At 37.9% G+C, this 16,035-nt stretch carries 15 protein-coding genes; 1 reads left to right on the forward strand and 14 read right to left on the reverse strand.

The features are described from left to right. Positions 1–4: 4 nt before the first annotated feature. The 12 genes from smc to HCJ45_RS07880 all read right to left on the reverse strand — a co-directional run bounded on the left by smc (position 5) and on the right by HCJ45_RS07880 (position 14,097). Positions 5–3,565: a chromosome segregation protein SMC gene (gene smc, locus HCJ45_RS07825; protein WP_187124435.1), complete on the reverse strand. Its 3,561-nt coding sequence runs from the start codon at positions 3,563–3,565 to the stop codon at positions 5–7. Positions 3,566–3,589: 24 nt separating this feature from the next. Continuing rightward, positions 3,590–4,279, reverse strand: a complete 690-nt coding sequence (rnc, locus tag HCJ45_RS07830) for a ribonuclease III (RefSeq protein ID WP_187124436.1) — start codon at positions 4,277–4,279, stop codon at positions 3,590–3,592. A gap of 192 nt (positions 4,280–4,471) precedes the next feature. Further along, positions 4,472–4,705 (reverse strand): acyl carrier protein, encoded by a 234-nt coding sequence (locus HCJ45_RS07835; RefSeq protein ID WP_012985953.1) that lies wholly within the window; start codon positions 4,703–4,705, stop codon positions 4,472–4,474. Positions 4,706–4,811: 106 nt separating this feature from the next. Then, on the reverse strand, positions 4,812–5,555 hold the full coding sequence (fabG, locus tag HCJ45_RS07840) for a 3-oxoacyl-[acyl-carrier-protein] reductase (RefSeq protein ID WP_185345062.1): 744 nt from the start codon (positions 5,553–5,555) through the stop codon (positions 4,812–4,814). A 3-nt stretch (positions 5,556–5,558) separates the two neighbouring features. Continuing rightward, positions 5,559–6,500, reverse strand: a complete 942-nt coding sequence (gene fabD, locus HCJ45_RS07845; RefSeq protein ID WP_187124437.1) for an ACP S-malonyltransferase — start codon at positions 6,498–6,500, stop codon at positions 5,559–5,561. Next, positions 6,493–7,506, reverse strand: a complete 1,014-nt coding sequence (plsX, locus tag HCJ45_RS07850) for a phosphate acyltransferase PlsX (RefSeq protein ID WP_185380757.1) — start codon at positions 7,504–7,506, stop codon at positions 6,493–6,495. The genes fabD and plsX overlap by 8 nt, the downstream gene beginning before the upstream one ends. Positions 7,507–7,525: 19 nt before the next feature. Then, on the reverse strand, positions 7,526–8,095 hold the full coding sequence (fapR, locus tag HCJ45_RS07855) for a transcription factor FapR (protein WP_187124438.1): 570 nt from the start codon (positions 8,093–8,095) through the stop codon (positions 7,526–7,528). 179 nt (positions 8,096–8,274) lie between these two features. Beyond that, positions 8,275–10,323 (reverse strand): ATP-dependent DNA helicase RecG, encoded by a 2,049-nt coding sequence (recG, locus tag HCJ45_RS07860; RefSeq protein WP_187124439.1) that lies wholly within the window; start codon positions 10,321–10,323, stop codon positions 8,275–8,277. Further along, on the reverse strand, positions 10,316–11,206 hold the full coding sequence (sdaAA, locus tag HCJ45_RS07865; protein ID WP_187124545.1) for an L-serine ammonia-lyase, iron-sulfur-dependent, subunit alpha: 891 nt from the start codon (positions 11,204–11,206) through the stop codon (positions 10,316–10,318). The genes recG and sdaAA overlap by 8 nt, the downstream gene beginning before the upstream one ends. A gap of 149 nt (positions 11,207–11,355) precedes the next feature. Beyond that, positions 11,356–12,018: an L-serine ammonia-lyase, iron-sulfur-dependent subunit beta gene (sdaAB, locus tag HCJ45_RS07870; RefSeq protein WP_187124440.1), complete on the reverse strand. Its 663-nt coding sequence runs from the start codon at positions 12,016–12,018 to the stop codon at positions 11,356–11,358. Between the two features lie 40 nt (positions 12,019–12,058). Beyond that, the gene (locus HCJ45_RS07875) at positions 12,059–13,717 is read right to left on the reverse strand and encodes a DAK2 domain-containing protein (protein ID WP_187124441.1); all 1,659 of its coding nucleotides are present in this window, start codon (positions 13,715–13,717) and stop codon (positions 12,059–12,061) included. Between the two features lie 14 nt (positions 13,718–13,731). Beyond that, on the reverse strand, positions 13,732–14,097 hold the full coding sequence (locus HCJ45_RS07880; protein ID WP_185345076.1) for an Asp23/Gls24 family envelope stress response protein: 366 nt from the start codon (positions 14,095–14,097) through the stop codon (positions 13,732–13,734). Between the two features lie 295 nt (positions 14,098–14,392). Here HCJ45_RS07880 and rpmB point away from each other — a divergent pair, with 295 nt between their 5' ends. Next, entirely contained in the window at positions 14,393–14,581 is a 189-nt protein-coding gene (gene rpmB, locus HCJ45_RS07885; RefSeq protein ID WP_003720131.1) for a 50S ribosomal protein L28, read from the forward strand. An 87-nt stretch (positions 14,582–14,668) separates the two neighbouring features. Here rpmB and HCJ45_RS07890 read toward each other — a convergent pair whose 3' ends face one another. Next, the gene (locus HCJ45_RS07890) at positions 14,669–15,313 is read right to left on the reverse strand and encodes a thiamine diphosphokinase (RefSeq protein ID WP_187124442.1); all 645 of its coding nucleotides are present in this window, start codon (positions 15,311–15,313) and stop codon (positions 14,669–14,671) included. Between the two features lie 65 nt (positions 15,314–15,378). Beyond that, on the reverse strand, positions 15,379–16,035 hold the full coding sequence (gene rpe, locus HCJ45_RS07895) for a ribulose-phosphate 3-epimerase (protein ID WP_187124443.1): 657 nt from the start codon (positions 16,033–16,035) through the stop codon (positions 15,379–15,381).

Raw genomic sequence — 16,035 nt, forward strand, 5'->3', positions numbered from 1 at the left:
CCTTTTATTTAATTAACTCTGCTGTTTCTTCTAAACGAACAGAAACTAACTTGGATACACCGGATTCTTGCATGGTAACGCCATAAAGGACATCTGCTTCTTCCATGGTGCCTTTGCGATGTGTAATTACAATAAACTGGGTATCCGCTTCAAATTGTTTTAAATAACGACTAAAACGAGTAACATTAGCTTCGTCTAGTGCTGCTTCTACTTCATCGAGAATACAAAATGGTACTGGACGAACACGGATAATCGCAAATAATAACGCAATCGCAGTAAGGGCTCGCTCTCCACCAGAACGGAGCGATAGGTTTTGCAATTTTTTGCCCGGGGGTTGAACAACAATATCAATCCCGGTTGTTAACAGATTTTCTGGATCAAGTAAAACTAATTCCGCGCTTCCTCCACCAAACAGTTCAGGGAAAACAATCGCAAATTCGGTTTTTATAGCATCAAAGCTCTCGCTAAAACGGATTTTCATTTCTTCATCCATTTCATCCATTACTTTAAATAATGTTTCTTTGGCAGCAAGTAAGTCTTCTTGTTGACCAGTTAGAAAATCAAAGCGTTCTTGAATACGTTCAAATTCTTCAATTGCCCCAATATTTACAACACCAAGTTCATCTATGGAACGTTTTAATAACCGAACTTTGGAACGGGCTTTATCTGTGTCAACATCTGGTAAGATTTTCTCTTCAGCTTGTTCAGGGGTAAGTAGATATGCTTCTTGTAATCGTTCAATCCGGTTAGTAATATCTACTTCTAAACGTCCAATACTAATTTCAGCATTATTTTTTTGTTCTACATAAAAGCTTATTTGATTATTTTTTTGTGTTAGTGCAGCTTCAAGTATTTCGATTTTTTCTTGAAGCTCTACGCGAGTTTGTCTTGCTGTTAGTAATTTTTCATTTGTCTCTGCTTTTTCTTTACGTAATTCTTCAATAGATTTACCAACTGTTTCTTCGCTTGTATGCACACTAGAAAGATTGGATTTTAAGGATGTTAGCTTTTGTTCTGCGGCTTCTTTTTGCTCGTAGTTTTCATGTAGTGTTGTTGTCACACGTTCTACGGCTTCAATAGCTGATTGTAATTGTTCCCGTTTAGCAGCAATTTGTGCTTTTAAGGAAGATAAACTTTCTAAATCAGCAGAACGTTTGCTTTCCAGTGCTTTACTGGAAGAAGTCATTGTTTGGATTTCTTCATCTGTTGTTTTAATCTGTTTAGCGATTTCACCTTGTTCGTTGATTAAGGCTTCTTTTCTTGAAAGCAATTTCTGTAGTTCATCACTACCGTCTTCTTTTTCAATATCGTATAACTGTAATTGTTTATTAAATCTTTCTAGGTTCTCGGTTTCACGGTCAAGTTTGCCAAGCAGTTCTTTTTCTTGCAAACGTAAATTTTCACCGATAACTCTTGTTTCTTCCAATTCTTCACGTTTTTTTGTCATACTATCTTTTGCTACTTGAACAGCTTTTTCCATTTCTCTTGTTGCTTCATTTAATTCGGAAATTTTTTCAGCTAGCTGGCCTAGTTCATGTTTCCTTGTTAGGATAGACGATTTTCCGCCTTTGGTAGCGCCACCTGTCATCGAACCACCAGCGTTGACAACATCTCCATCAAGGGTAACAATTCGATACCTAAAGTTTACTAAGCGAGCAAGTGTGTTTGCACCTTTTAGATCTTTTGCTAAAATCGTTGTTCCAAGTGCATTTAAAATCACTAGAGTTACTTTCTCATCAAACGAAATCACTTCGCTTGCAAGAGCAATAAATGCTGGCTGATTTACTAATGCATTTTTAGTCGCAGCTGGAAGTTCTCTTGGTTGAATCGTTGATAGTGGTAAAAAAGTTGCCCGACCACTTTTATTTTTCTTTAAAAAGCTAATTGCTTCTCTAGCAACTCGATCATCTTCAACGACCACATTCTGTGCACTTGCTCCAAGCGCTGTTTCCATCGCTTGCTGATACTTTGCTGGAATTTCAACAAGTTCAACAAGGGCGCCAAGAATTCCTGGAATTTCTTTTTTCGCCTTTAATACTTCACGAACGCCTTGAAAAAATCCCGCATAATCATCCGCTAGTTCTTCCAATGTTTCTTTTCGTGACTTCATTTGTTGTACTGTTTCGTAGTGCTTATAAAGTCCGCGTTCTTGCGTCTGGAAAACGGCTTCTTGTTTGGCCAAGGTTTGCTGAACTTCTCGGTAAATTTCCATTTGTTCTGTTAGTTCAGCTTGCATTTTTGCCAAGTGTTTTTTAGATGATTCGATTTGGGCAAGCATATCTTTTCTTTCATCCACGTGCTGGCTATTTTCGAGATCTAATTTATCAATTCGGCTTGTAATTTGTGCGATTTGACGCTCAATATAGCCTAAATCATTGTTAATAGTCGTTTGTGTATGGCGCAACTCAATATAATCACTTTTCCGATTTTCAATTGCTTCTTCGGATAAATCATCATATTTAGCAAGCGTTTCTTCCAATTCTTTTTTTGCTTTAACGGCAATTTCTAATGCGGTTTCTTTTTCTCGTTTTGTATTGCTTAGCAGTTCTTTTTGTTCTTCAAGTGCGGTAATTTTTTCTGTGATGGCTGCTAAAGTTTCTTCGTAGACTTGTTCATTTTCAGAGCTATGCTTTTTACGTTCTAGATGTAAATTACGTTCACCCTCAAGTTGCTCGAGTTTTTCTGTTTCTGCTAATAATTGTTCTTGCAAAGCCTCTAGTGTAATATCTGTTTCACTTAGCGATTGCTTCTCTTGTGCAATAATTGCCTCTTCACTATGCAACTCTTCCCGCAATTTGATTAAAATTGTTTGGTTTTCACCGAATTCATTCCGGACTCCTGCTAATTTTTCTGTTAGCGAATGGATTTCTGTTGCAAGCAATGTCACTTCGTATTTTTCTAATTCTTCTTGTTGAAATAAGTAATCTTTTGCAATAGAAGCTTGCATTTCTAGTGGCTCTAATTGTCCTTCTAATTCATATAAAATATCCTGCACCCGGTTTAAATTTTCTTCGGTTTCAAATAATTTATTTTCCGCTTGTTTTTTACGGTGTTTGTATTTTAATACGCCAGCAGCTTCTTCAAAAATCGAGCGGCGTTCTTCTGGTTTACTATTTAGAATTTCATCAATTTTCCCTTGTGAAATTATTGAGAAAGATTCCCTTCCAAGTCCGGAATCCATAAATAAATCGACAATATCTTTTAGTCGACAATTTTCTTTATTTATTAAAAACTCGCTATCGCCATTACGATAAATTCTTCGTGTAACAGCAACTTCACTATAATCAAGTGGTAAAAAATGGTCTTCGTTTTCAAGTATTAATGATACTTCTGCAAAATTAATCGGCTTACGAGTATCACTTCCAGCAAATATAACGTCGCCCATTCGACCACCACGTAAAGACTTAGCAGACTGTTCACCAAGTACCCAACGAATCGCTTCGGTAATATTACTTTTACCACTGCCATTTGGCCCTACAACTGCAGTCATGCCGGGCACGAAATCTATCGCAACTTTGTCAGCAAAGGATTTAAAGCCATTCATTTCTAATCGTTTTAATAACATGTCCGGACACCTCCATTTAGTTTATTATCTGTGTGTCAGTTGATTTATCGCAAATTGTGCCGCATTTTGTTCTGCTTGTTTTTTTGTTCTGCCACTGCCTTTACCAAGCACTTGTCCATTAACAATTACTTGCGCATCAAAGGCTTTACTATGTGCTGGACCTGTTTCTCCGAGGATGTCATATTCAATTAAAACATCTCGGTCACGTTGAACAATTTCTTGTAATTGTGTTTTATAATCCACCGTTTCCAAATATGCCCCTGAATCAATTTTCGGAAAAATAATTCGCTCTAGAAATTTCACTACTTTATCGATACCATTATCTAAATAAAGTGCGCCAATAAAAGACTCAAATACATCTGCTAAAAGTGCTGGTCTGGTTCTACCACCTGCTTTTTCTTCTCCTTTACCAAGACGAATATATTTGGAAAAATGAACGATTTCTGCAAACTCAACTAATGAAGGCTCACAAACGATGGCTGCACGCATTTTCGTCATATGCCCCTCCGCCATATCTGGATATTTATTAAATAGATAGTTCGATACAGTTAGTTCTAAGACAGCATCTCCTAGAAACTCTAAACGTTCATTATCTTTTACATTTTCCCGGCGATGCTCATTTACATACGAGGAATGTGTGAATGCTTGTTTTAATAACTCCAAATTTTGAAAATCAAAGCCAACACTTTCTTGTAATTCTTCCCATTTATTCATTTCACTTGCTCCTTTCTTAATAAGCAAGTTCATTTTCTAAACAGCTACTTACAAACAGCTGCTTAGAAAATGAACCAACGAATGGCACAACCTTGAAAAAGAGGCTGCCTATATTGCTTATCCCACTTGCGGAAGTTACCACAGCGAAGATAAGTAACACGGGCACCCTCATTTATCCGGTCACATAAAGTTTTATGCGTTTTCCTCTATGTACTTCACTGCATCACCAACTGAGTTAATGTTCGCAGCGTCGTCATCAGAGATTTCAACTCCGAACTCGTCTTCAAGTTCCATTACTAATTCAACTACATCTAGAGAGTCTGCACCTAGATCGTCTTTGAAGGAAGCTTCTAAAGTTACTTTGGATTCCTCGACGCCTAAACGGTCTACGATGATTTTTGTAACTTTTTCTAATACTTCTGCCATTTTTCACTTCACCTCCCTCCAAGTATTATATAGGATTATTTCTCCTACGTAAACAAAAATATTTAAAGTCATGCGAGCATAGTTTCTTCGCATGGTTTATCCCATTTTACATTACCATTCCGCCATCAACAGATAGTGTTTGTCCGGTAATATACTTGGAGGCATCACTTGCTAAGAAAATAACTGCATTAGCAATGTCTTCTGTTGTTCCGTACTGACCAAGTGGAATTTGTGCTAGCATAGTTTCTTTCGTTTGTTCATCTAATTTATCGGTCATTTCAGTGGTAATAAAGCCAGGTGCAATCGCATTGACATTAATGCCACGTGGAGCTAATTCCCGAGCAGTTGTTTTTGTTAAGCCAATAACGCCTGCTTTACTTGCTACATAATTTGCTTGCCCCGCGTTACCAATTAAACCTACTACTGATGCCATATTAATAATTTTACCTGCACGTTGTTTCATCATGGTTCGTGTTACTGCTTTAGTACATAGGAATGTTCCTTTTAGGTTAATATTAATCACATCATCCCATTCATCTTCTTTCATGCGCATTAATAAATTATCACGAGTAACCCCCGCATTATTCACTAAAATGTCTACACGACCGAAGCGCTCAATAGCTTGTTTAAAAAATGCGTCTACATCTTCTGCAATTGCTACATTTGCTTTCATCGCTTCTACTTCGACACCATGTTCAGCAACTAATTTAGCAGTTTCTTCTGCAGCTTCTGGGCTACCGTTATAATTGAAGAAAATATTAGCTCCTTCTTTGGCAAGGTTGATAGCGATATCGCGACCGATTCCACGCGAACCACCTGTTACTACAGCTACTTTTCCTTGTAATGTCATCAATCATTCTCCTTTCAAAGTTGCGGCAACACTTTTCACTGATTCCACATCACCAGCGGACAGCACTGTTACATCACGATTAATTTTTTTGATTAAACCTGCTAATACTTTTCCAGAACCAATCTCTACAAAAGTATCTACACCATTTTTAATTAATTCTTCCACAATGTCTTCCCATAATACTGGAGAATAGATTTGTTTAATTAGTTTTTCGCTAATTTCAGCTTTATTGATTGTTTGTTTGGCGTCCACATTGTTCACAACTGGTATCTTTCCATCAGAAATGGCTACTTCAGTTAAAACTTCACGGAAATTTTCTGCAGCTGGTTCCATTAAGCTTGAATGGAAAGGACCACTAACTGCAAGTGGTAACACGCGTTTCGCACCATTTTCTTTTGCTTTTTCGCCAGCTTTTTCAACGCCTTCTGTTGTTCCCGAAATAACAATTTGTCCTGGACAGTTTAGATTTGCTAATTGAACCGCATCACCTGCCGCAGTTACTTCATCCGTGATTACTTTTAATGTTTCACGATCAACACCAAGAACGGCTGCCATTGCTCCTTTGCCGTTTGGTACTGCTGCTTCCATTAATTCTCCGCGTTTACGAACGAGGTAAATAGCATCACTTGCTTCTAAAAACCCACCAGCAACTAGTGCACTATACTCCCCAAGGCTGTGTCCAGCAACAAAATCAGCTTTTACACCATATGTTTCAAGCGCACGTAAAATCGCTACACTTGTGGAAACCAAGGCTGGTTGTGCATTTTCAGATTTCGTTAATGATTCGATTGGTCCTTCTGCGATAACATTGGTAATTGAAAAACCAAGTCTTGCATCTGCATCATCATAAACTTTTTTTGCTTCGGGATACGCTGCTGCTACATCTTGCCCCATACCAATTTTTTGTGCTCCTTGACCGGGAAATACGAATGCGATTTTAGTCATTTGCTTCTTGTCCTCCTAAATTTCCTTTATCTACTTCTGCTTTAATTGTTTCAACGACTTGTTTTTCTACCATTTCTCTTACTTGCCGAATGGTTGTAAAAATACCATTTGCATTAGATGAACCGTGTGCTTTTACTACAGGTGCCTGCACTCCAAACAGACAAGCGCCACCATACTCGCTGTAGTCCATTTTTGCTTTTAGTTCCATTAAATCTTTTTTTAGAAAACTTGCTGCTACTTTATTTTTAAAGCCATTTAGCAAGCTCATTTTTAACATGCTTAGGAAAGCCGCGCCTGTTCCTTCAATAGATTTAAGTACCATATTACCAGTGAAGCCATCTGTTACGACTACATCTGCTACGTCCATTAATAAGTCACGTGCTTCAATATTACCAATAAATTCATATGCTTGTTGGTTTTTCATAAGCTCAAATGATTTTTTTGTTAAGTCGTTTCCTTTTGTTTCTTCTGTTCCGATATTCAAAAGTGCCACACGTGGGCGATCAATTTTACGGACTTTTTCTGCATAAACAGAACCCATTAAGCCAAATTGCAGTAAATGTTCTGGTTTTGCTTCTGCATTGGCGCCTAAATCTAACATTACAAATCCTTTTCCAGTAACTGTAGGTAAAGTTGGCGCAAGTGCTGGGCGATCAATTCCTTTAATTCGTCCAATAACGAATAATCCGGTTGACATTAGCGCACCTGTATTACCAGCAGAGATACATGCATCTGCTTCCCCGTCTTTAACGGCTTGTGCTGCTAAAACCATGGATGCTTTTTTCTTCCGTTTTACAGCGCGAACTGGTTCATCATCACTTTCAATTTTTTCATCGGTATGTATAATTTTTATACGTGTTTTATCTGTTAAATATTCATTTATTTTAGTTTCGTCTCCAAAAAGAAGAATTTCGATATCTTTATATTGGGCAATAGCTTTCATAACGCCTAAAACAATTTCTTTTGGTGCATGATCTCCACCCATCGCATCTACAGCAATTTTCATAATACGTCAGTCCTTTTTTTCATTTTTGCGTTGCATGATACATTTCAAATTTACCTTTTAGAACAATTTCATCTCCAACATAACTGGTTACATCCACTATAGTAATCGGTCTGTTATCTGTTGCGAGACGTACTTTTGCTTTTGCAATGATGCGTTCACCTTCATTTACAGAGCGAACAAAACGAACGGTGGCTTGTGTTGTTAAAGCAAGATCATTTGGGATGACTGCAGTTGCCAAGGAATTAGCTTGGGCAAATAAGTGATGGCCCCGAGCAATCTTATTTCGTTTAAAAACATGCTCACTTCGCACATCAAAAATAGAAATAGCACTCTTGCTAAGTTGAATATCAATAATTTCACCAATCACTTCATCGATAGGAAGACTTTTAACGGCATCGGCATAATTGACACTTGCAACATGTTTAATTCGTTCCCTAAGTTCTGGAATCGAAAGCGCAACTCGGTCTAGTCGAATGGTTTGCACACTGACTCCAAACTTTTCAGCAAGTTGCTCATCGGTAATAAACGGATTCTCCTCAATTACAACTTGAAGTTTTAGTTGTCTATCCTTTTTAGAATATTTTTTCATGCATGTTCCTCATCTCTTTTTTGTGAAAGGTATTAATACCAGCTACTAAACACTGGTTAAAAAAAGGAAGCTACCTCTGCCGGATAACCTTCAGAACTTCCGTGTTATTTTATTGGTACTTTAATATGTTATTAAAAATTAAGCGAAGTTGCAAGCTTTTTAAAAGATATTACTTCCGTTTAATCTAGTTTTTGCTCTGTAAAGACGCCTTCTTCTTCCAGTAGGGTCACTAATTTTTCGTAATAGTTATTTTCCAGCATATTTTCTTCAAAAATCATATGAACTGCGTCTTGGCGAGCAATTTCGAGTACACGATAATCGTGAACCATATCCGCTACTTTAAACTCGGGAACACCGCTTTGTTTTCTACCGAAGAAATCTCCTGGGCCGCGAAGTTCTAAATCACGTTCACTGACAACAAAACCATCATTTGTTTCTGACATAATCATCATTCGTTCTTTACCAACTTCTGTTTTTGGATCTGCGATGAGGATACAGTATGATTGATCTGCGCCTCGCCCTACTCTACCGCGAAGTTGATGTAACTGCGCTAACCCAAAACGATCCGCATCATAGATAACCATCATTGTCGCATTGGGCACATTGACTCCCACTTCCACAACGGTAGTTGAAACTAAACAGTCGATTTTTTTATCATTGAAGTCACGCATAATTTGTTCTTTGTCTGCTGGAAGTAATTTCCCGTGCATTAAACCTGGTCGATATTTCGTTCCCCACTTATTTTGGAGAATATTAAAAACATCTATCGCATTTTGCACATCAAGCTTTTCAGATTCTTCAATTAGTGGACAGATGATATAGACTTGATGACCTTTATCAATTTCTTTTTCCATAAAACCGATAACGCGCTCTAACATTTGATGTTTGACCCAATAGGTTTCGATTTCTTTTCGCCCTGCTGGAAGCTCATCAATAATTGATACATCCATTTCTCCAAAGGCTGTGATTGCAAGTGTTCTCGGTATTGGAGTTGCAGTCATAAATAGCACATCTGGATATTCCCCTTTTTCCCGCAGAATACGACGCTGCGCTACACCAAATCGATGCTGTTCATCAGTAATAACTAATCCTAGTCGATGATAAATAACTTCATCTTGAATTAGGGCATGGGTGCCAATTAAAACATCTACTGAGCCATTTTCAAGCATTGCAAGTAACTCTTTACGTCGTTTCCCTTTGACACTACTTGTAAGTAAGCCTACTGTTACATCAAATGGTTGTAAAAGTTCTACTAAAGAATTGGCATGTTGTTCTGCTAAAATTTCAGTTGGCACCATTAAGGCACTTTGAAAACCACTTTTTGCTGCAGCATACATGGCAATTGATGCAACAACGGTTTTACCCGAACCAACATCTCCTTGAAGCAAACGGTTCATATGAAAATGGGATAACATGTCTCCGCAGATTTCATTGACAACTCGTTTTTGTGCTTGGGTCAGGGCAAAAGGCAGTGAATCAATGTAATGACGCAAATCTTCTACATCATAGTTAATCGAAATTCCACCTGATTTTTCACGTTCTATTTTCCGGAAAAATTGCATCTTTAATTGAAATAGCAAGAATTCCTCGTAAACCATTCGGCGCCGAGCTTGTTTTAGTTCGTCATTATTTTTTGGAAAGTGTAATACACGAACTGCTTCTAGTCGGTCCATTAATTGATACTTTTCTAGCAGATTGGCTGGGATAACTTCTTCAACCGAGCTGCTATAAGTATCAAATGCCGCACGGGTGTATTTTTGCATTGTTTTGTTTCGCAGTGTCCCTTTTAGCCTATATATTCCTTCTAATTCTTCTTCTTTTTCAGCGACACCTATTTTCACTTTGCTTGCGGTGATTTGCGCCCTGCCTTTATCCCATTTGCCTGAAATTGTGACTGTTTCGCCAACGTTAATTTTATTTTTTAAATAGGGCTGATTAAAAAAATCAATTTTAATAACTTGCCCTTCTGTAGACACACGAAAAGAAAGTTTGGATTTTTTTCGACCGTAGAATGCGACTGTAGCTTCTGTTAGCACTTCTCCTTGAATAGTAATCCGTTCTTCGTGGGCTACAAGTGATAAATCCCGCAACCGGTAGTCCTCATAGCGATAAGGAAAATTCCATAACAAATCATGAACTGTTGATAAACCTAATTCTTTTAATGTTTTAGCTGTTTCTTCGCCAATACCTTTGATTTCAGTTGTTGGAATTCTTTTAAGTTCACTCACTCGTATCTTCTGGCGACAAGCCAAATATTTTCCGCTGAATCGCACGTCCAGTCGGTGTAGCCGCCAATCCTCCTTCTGCCGTTTCTCTTAATGAGCTTGGCATTTGTAGACCTACACGGTGCATTGCTTCAATGACTTCATCACAGGGAATGCGACTTTTTATTCCTGCTAATGCCATATCTGCAGAAATTATCGCTTGCGAAGATCCAAGTGCATTTCGTTTTACGCAGGGTACTTCGACAAGTCCTGCTACCGGATCACATACGAGTCCAAGCATATTTTTCATGGTCATTGCCATAGCATGAGCTGATTCTTCTGGAGTGCCTCCTGCAGCTGCTACAATTGCGGCAGATGCCATTGCACTTGCTGAGCCTATTTCTGCCTGACAACCACCTGCTGCCCCACTAATAAAAGCATTATTCGCAACAACATAGCCGAAAGCGCCAGCCGTAAATAAAAAATTAACCATATCTTGTCGTGTCATTTGTAGTCTATCTTTTAAAGAAAATAACACACCGGGTACGACTCCAGCGCTTCCTGCAGTTGGTGTCGCACAAATTACTCCCATTGAAGCATTTACTTCATTGGTTGCAATAGCTTTAGCAACAGAATCTAGTAAAACTTCCCCAGATAAGAAGTTACCTTTTTTGATATAATCCTGCATTAAAACTGCATCTCCACCAGTTAGGCCAGTAGTTGAAGTCACACCTGCTTCTCCTTCTTTGATTGCCTCTTCCATAATATCTAAATTTCGTTCCATTGCAGCAATAATTTCCTCCTGCGGCAAACCCGAAATATTCATTTCACGTTTAATCATTATTTCAGCAATAGTTAGATTCTCGCGTTCAGCAATATCTACTAGTTCTGCAACTGTTCTAAACATAGTCTCTACACACTCACTTTCTTTACTCATTACCAACATACCTGATTTACAACTCAAAATAAAGCCAAATGCACGTTTTTGTCGACGTACATTTGGCTTACACAAATCTGGTGAAAGCCACCGATTTACTTTGGATACGATTAAGCGTATTAAATCATGACACTTGCCACTTGGTAAATCCCAGGTAATTCAGCAATTTTTGTAATTAAATCTTGCTCCACTTGCTGATCTACCTCGATTACCATTAAAGCTTCGTCGCCTTTGATTTTACGTGATACTTTCATCTGTCCAATATTAATTTTATGATCTGCAATGACAGAAGATACTGCAGCAATTGCCCCAAATTTGTCTTGATGTAAAATTAGGATAGCTGGAGAAGTTCCAGTAAATTCTAATTCAAATTCATTTAAGCGGATAATTTCTACTTTTCCTCCACCAATTGATGCTCCAATTAAAGTCATTTGTTGCATACCATGTTTTAGGACTAATTTGACTGTGTTTGGATGAGGGGGCTCTTCCACTTCTTCAATAAACTGAATGCGTATTCCCCATTCTTCTGCAATTTCAGGTGATTCTTTCATACGCGGATCATCTGGTTCAAAACCAAGAAGGCCTCCAATAAGCGCCACATCTGTTCCGTGACCTTTATATGTTTTGGCAAAAGAACCATATAAATGAATATCTACTTGGGATGGTTGTTCATTAAAAACAGCTCGTGCAATGGCGCCAATCCTGCTAGCTCCAGCAGTATGAGAGCTTGACGGACCGATCATCACTGGACCAATAATATCAAACACGCTATTAAATTTCACTAAAATCATCCTTTCTGCTATTCATCTAACGCACTTGGAACTATTCTACTGCGAAGATATATGGATAAACTGGTTGATTTCCCTCATGAATTTCTACTTCTAAATCGGGATATGCTTCTGTTATTTTGTCAGTTAGTTTCTCTGTAGCAGCTAAATCAGTATCTTCACCAAAGATAATAGTTACAATCTCACTGTCGTCATCTAGCAATTTCTCTAATGTTTTGTATGCTGCTTCATCTAATGTTTCACAGCTCACTTTTATTTTACCTTCAACCATACCAATAAAGCTGTCTTTTTTAATTTCGATACCTTCGACTGTTGTATCACGTACTGCGGTTGTTACTTGACCGCTAGCAACTTCTTCTATTGCGGCTTTCATTGCATTAGCGTTGGTCGTAAAATCTTGCTCCGGTTGGAATGTCAGTACTGCAGTTAACCCTTGCGGAATCGTTTTAGTTGGGATGATTTGTACGATGCTTTCGCCTAAAAGCTGCGATGCCTGTTCAGCTGCCATTTGGATGTTTTTATTATTTGGAAGTACAAAAACTTGCTCAGCATTTGCTAATTCAATTGCTTTAACAATATCTTCTGTACTAGGATTCATTGTTTGACCACCAGAAAGGACAACGGAAACTCCCATGCTTTCAAAAAGTTTTTTCATTCCTTCGCCAGCTGAAACCGTTACAATACCATAAGGCGCTTTTTCTTTTGTGACTTCTTTTTCATCACTAATAATTTCGCTATGTTGTTCACGCATATTTTCTACTTTCATTTTGAGCAGGCTGCCGTATTGTTGACCATAATTCAATACTTCTCCTGGATGTTCAACGTGGACATGAACTTTCACAACTTCATCATCAGCAGCAACTAGTAATGAATCTCCTAGTTCACTTAAATCTTGACGAAATTGTTCTTCATCAAAAGGTTTTAATCCTGGTTTATTTTCATTAATTTTTACAATGATTTCTGTACAATAACCAAAATGAATATCTTCCGTAGACATAAAATCTTGTACGTGACGGTGATGTTCAGCGTTGATTAATTCTCCCATTGATGCCATATAATCTGGTGCTTCAGCCATTTTGCCAGTTAAAACACCATAAAATCCTTCATAAATAATGATTAGACCTTGGCCTCCACTATCAACTACGCCAACTTCTTTTAAAACAGGCAGTAAGTCAGGTGTTTTTGCTAAGGCTACTTTTCCTTGTTTTAAAATGGCTTCCATTACTAATTCGATGTCTTGATGTTCACTAGCAGCTTGTACTCCTGCTTTAGCGGCTTCACGAGCAACCGTTAGAATTGTTCCTTCTACTGGTTTCATAACTGCTTTATAGGCTGTTTCAACCCCTCTTACAAAGGCTGCTGCGAATTCTTCTGCATTGAGCGTTTCTTTATTTTCAATTGCTTTTGAAAAGCCTCGGAAAAGTTGCGATAAAATAACTCCAGAATTCCCTCTTGCACCCATTAGCAATCCTTTTGCAAGATTAGCACCAACTGCACTTATTGTTTCTTTGTCATTTTTTGCGACTTCTTCTGCACCGCTTGTCATGGATAAATTCATATTTGTTCCCGTGTCACCATCTGGAACCGGGAAAACGTTTAATGAATCGACAAAATCAGCATTTTTCGCTAAATTCTCTGCTCCAAGCGCTATCATTGCTGCAAATTTCTCTGAGTCTAACTGATATATACTCACTTACATAATCCTCCTTATGATTCCTTGATTACTCGGACACCTTGAACATAAATATTCACTGATTCCACTGTAATACCGAGCGTTTTTTCTAATGTGTATTTCACGCGCTCTTGTACGTTATGAGCTACTTCAGAAATTTTAGTTCCAAAGCTAACAATGATATACATATCGATATGAATACCTGCTTCTTCTTGTCTTACAATAACACCTTTTGTATAGTTTTCTCTTCTGAGTATATCTGTTAAACCATCACGAATCTGATGTCTGCTTGCCATTCCAACTATGCCAAAATTTTCTTCAGCAGCGCCGCCAGCTATCGTTGCAATTACATCACTAGTAATATCAATTTTGCCAAGCTTTGTGTCGATTTCGATTGCCATTCCTTATTCCTCCCTGCGGATTATATTTTCATTCAATTATTTTTATTATTGTTTTGTTTGTCAATTACGTATTCCTTACCTATTTTACTATAATCACAGCGCTTTGGAAAGCATATCACAAATTTGACTGGTGAAAGCTAACTTTATACTGTCAAGTAAAAATTCTTTGCACTATTTTCGCTTATCCTCTTGCAAAGTGTAGTTGTTTATGATAAATTATTCTAGTGTATGAAAAACAAATGGATAGATTATATTAAATAAATTATCCGAAGAGCTCTGTAAGGAGGGGTAAACTATGGCTAAAGAATGTGTTATTACAGGCCGCAAATCACGTTCCGGTAACAAACGTTCCCATGCAATGAACTCCAGCAAACGTACTTGGAAAGCTAATTTGCAAAAAGTACGGATTCTGGTTAACGGCAAACCTAAAAAAGTTTGGGTATCTGCTCGTGCGCTTAAATCTGGTAAAGTGGAACGCGTTTAATTGAAGGAGAAATCAAGTGCAGCGACAATCATGTCGGTGCATTTTTTCTTTATAAAAAAATCCAGACGATAACCGCCTAGATTTTTATTAGTCATTGCTTTGTGTAAGTAAAATCATACCGCTTGCAAAAGAGAATTCTCCTACTTGACCTATAAATTCGTTACTAGAAAGCGCAGAACCAACAGGATATGTCGCATTTTCAAGTGGATATATAAATCCCTTTAATGTAAGACCTGTAACATCTTTCATCGTTGTAAAAGCTACATATTTTTTATCGGGTAGTTTCTCAATGGTGTAAGTGCCTGGTGTATACATTTTAATAAAGTTATAACGATCAATCATTTCTACAACAGGTACAGCGGTTTGAAAGCGTGGTTTCGTAAGCATCATCAAATTAGCAAGTAAATGATCTAACCGACCACCAGTAGCTCCAAAAATACGTATTTTATCTGGATTTTGCTTCATTGCCCAGCTCAAGCCAATTTCCGTGTCTGTTTCATCTTTTTCTGCGGGAAACTCAAGCACATTTTTAACCTTGGTTTTTAAATCGGCTAACTCTTCTTTACTAAGAGAATCAAAATCTCCCATCGCAATGGTTGGTGTAATGCCTCTATCTAATAAACGTTTTGCCCCACGATCAACACCAATCCACTCAATCTCACTATTTGTATATGGTTCTAAATCGGGTAGTTCTGAAGCAGGCCCACCAACCATGATATTTATACTTTTCATTTATGCCCCTCTTCTTTCCTAATAAATAGAGCTGGAACATTTGTTACTAAGTCCCAGCCCCACTTTTATTCTCCTACAATCGCACGTAATTTATCAATTGGACTTTGACGGTTTTTATTTCCGTAAATATAACTGCCAGCAACAAAAACATTTGCTCCAGCATCGCGGCAAAGTTTTGCTGTTTCATGATCTACTCCGCCGTCCACTTCTATTTCAATATCTAATCCTTTTTCGTCGATGATTTTTTTGAAAGTAGCTATTTTTTCTAGAACTTCGGGTATAAATTTTTGGCCGCCAAATCCTGGGTTTACTGTCATAAATAAAACCATATCTAGTTCATTTAAAACGTGTTGTAAAACATCAATGGGTGTAGCAGGATTAAGAACAGCGCCTGCTTTTACCCCGTAAGAACGAATTAATTGTAGTGTTCGGTGAAGGTGCGTACATGCTTCCACATGGACGGTAATATAATCTGCACCAGCTTTTGCGAATTCAGGAATATACATATCCGGATTTTCAATCATTAAGTGAACGTCAAGTGGTAGTTTTGTTTGTGGTCGAATTGCTTTAACGACAGCTGGACCAAATGTGATGTTAGGAACAAAATGTCCATCCATGACATCAATATGGATATAATCCGCGCCGCAATTTTCTACTTCTTTAATATCTCTTGCAAGATTTGCAAAGTCTGCGCTTAAAATCGAAGGAGCTATTTTTCCCAT

It is taken from the genome of Listeria immobilis, assembly GCF_014322845.1.
GTDB lineage: Bacteria > Bacillota > Bacilli > Lactobacillales > Listeriaceae > Listeria > Listeria immobilis.

Coding starts and splice junctions, on each gene's coding strand:
- smc (WP_187124435.1), bottom strand. CDS start 3,565: ATGTTATTAAAACGATTAGAAATGAATGGCTTTAAATCCTTTGCTGAC.
- rnc (WP_187124436.1), bottom strand. CDS start 4,279: ATGAATAAATGGGAAGAATTACAAGAAAGTGTTGGCTTTGATTTTCAA.
- HCJ45_RS07835 (WP_012985953.1), bottom strand. CDS start 4,705: ATGGCAGAAGTATTAGAAAAAGTTACAAAAATCATCGTAGACCGTTTA.
- fabG (WP_185345062.1), bottom strand. CDS start 5,555: ATGACATTACAAGGAAAAGTAGCTGTAGTAACAGGTGGTTCGCGTGGA.
- fabD (WP_187124437.1), bottom strand. CDS start 6,500: ATGACTAAAATCGCATTCGTATTTCCCGGTCAAGGAGCACAAAAAATT.
- plsX (WP_185380757.1), bottom strand. CDS start 7,506: ATGAAAATTGCTGTAGATGCGATGGGTGGAGATCATGCACCAAAAGAA.
- fapR (WP_187124438.1), bottom strand. CDS start 8,095: ATGAAAAAATATTCTAAAAAGGATAGACAACTAAAACTTCAAGTTGTA.
- sdaAA (WP_187124545.1), bottom strand. CDS start 11,206: ATGTTTAGAACAGTTGCAGAACTAGTAGATATTGCTGAACGCGAGAAT.
- HCJ45_RS07880 (WP_185345076.1), bottom strand. CDS start 14,097: ATGGCAATCGAAATCGACACAAAGCTTGGCAAAATTGATATTACTAGT.
- rpmB (WP_003720131.1), top strand. CDS start 14,393: ATGGCTAAAGAATGTGTTATTACAGGCCGCAAATCACGTTCCGGTAAC.
- HCJ45_RS07890 (WP_187124442.1), bottom strand. CDS start 15,313: ATGAAAAGTATAAATATCATGGTTGGTGGGCCTGCTTCAGAACTACCC.
- rpe (WP_187124443.1), bottom strand. CDS start 16,035: ATGGGAAAAATAGCTCCTTCGATTTTAAGCGCAGACTTTGCAAATCTT.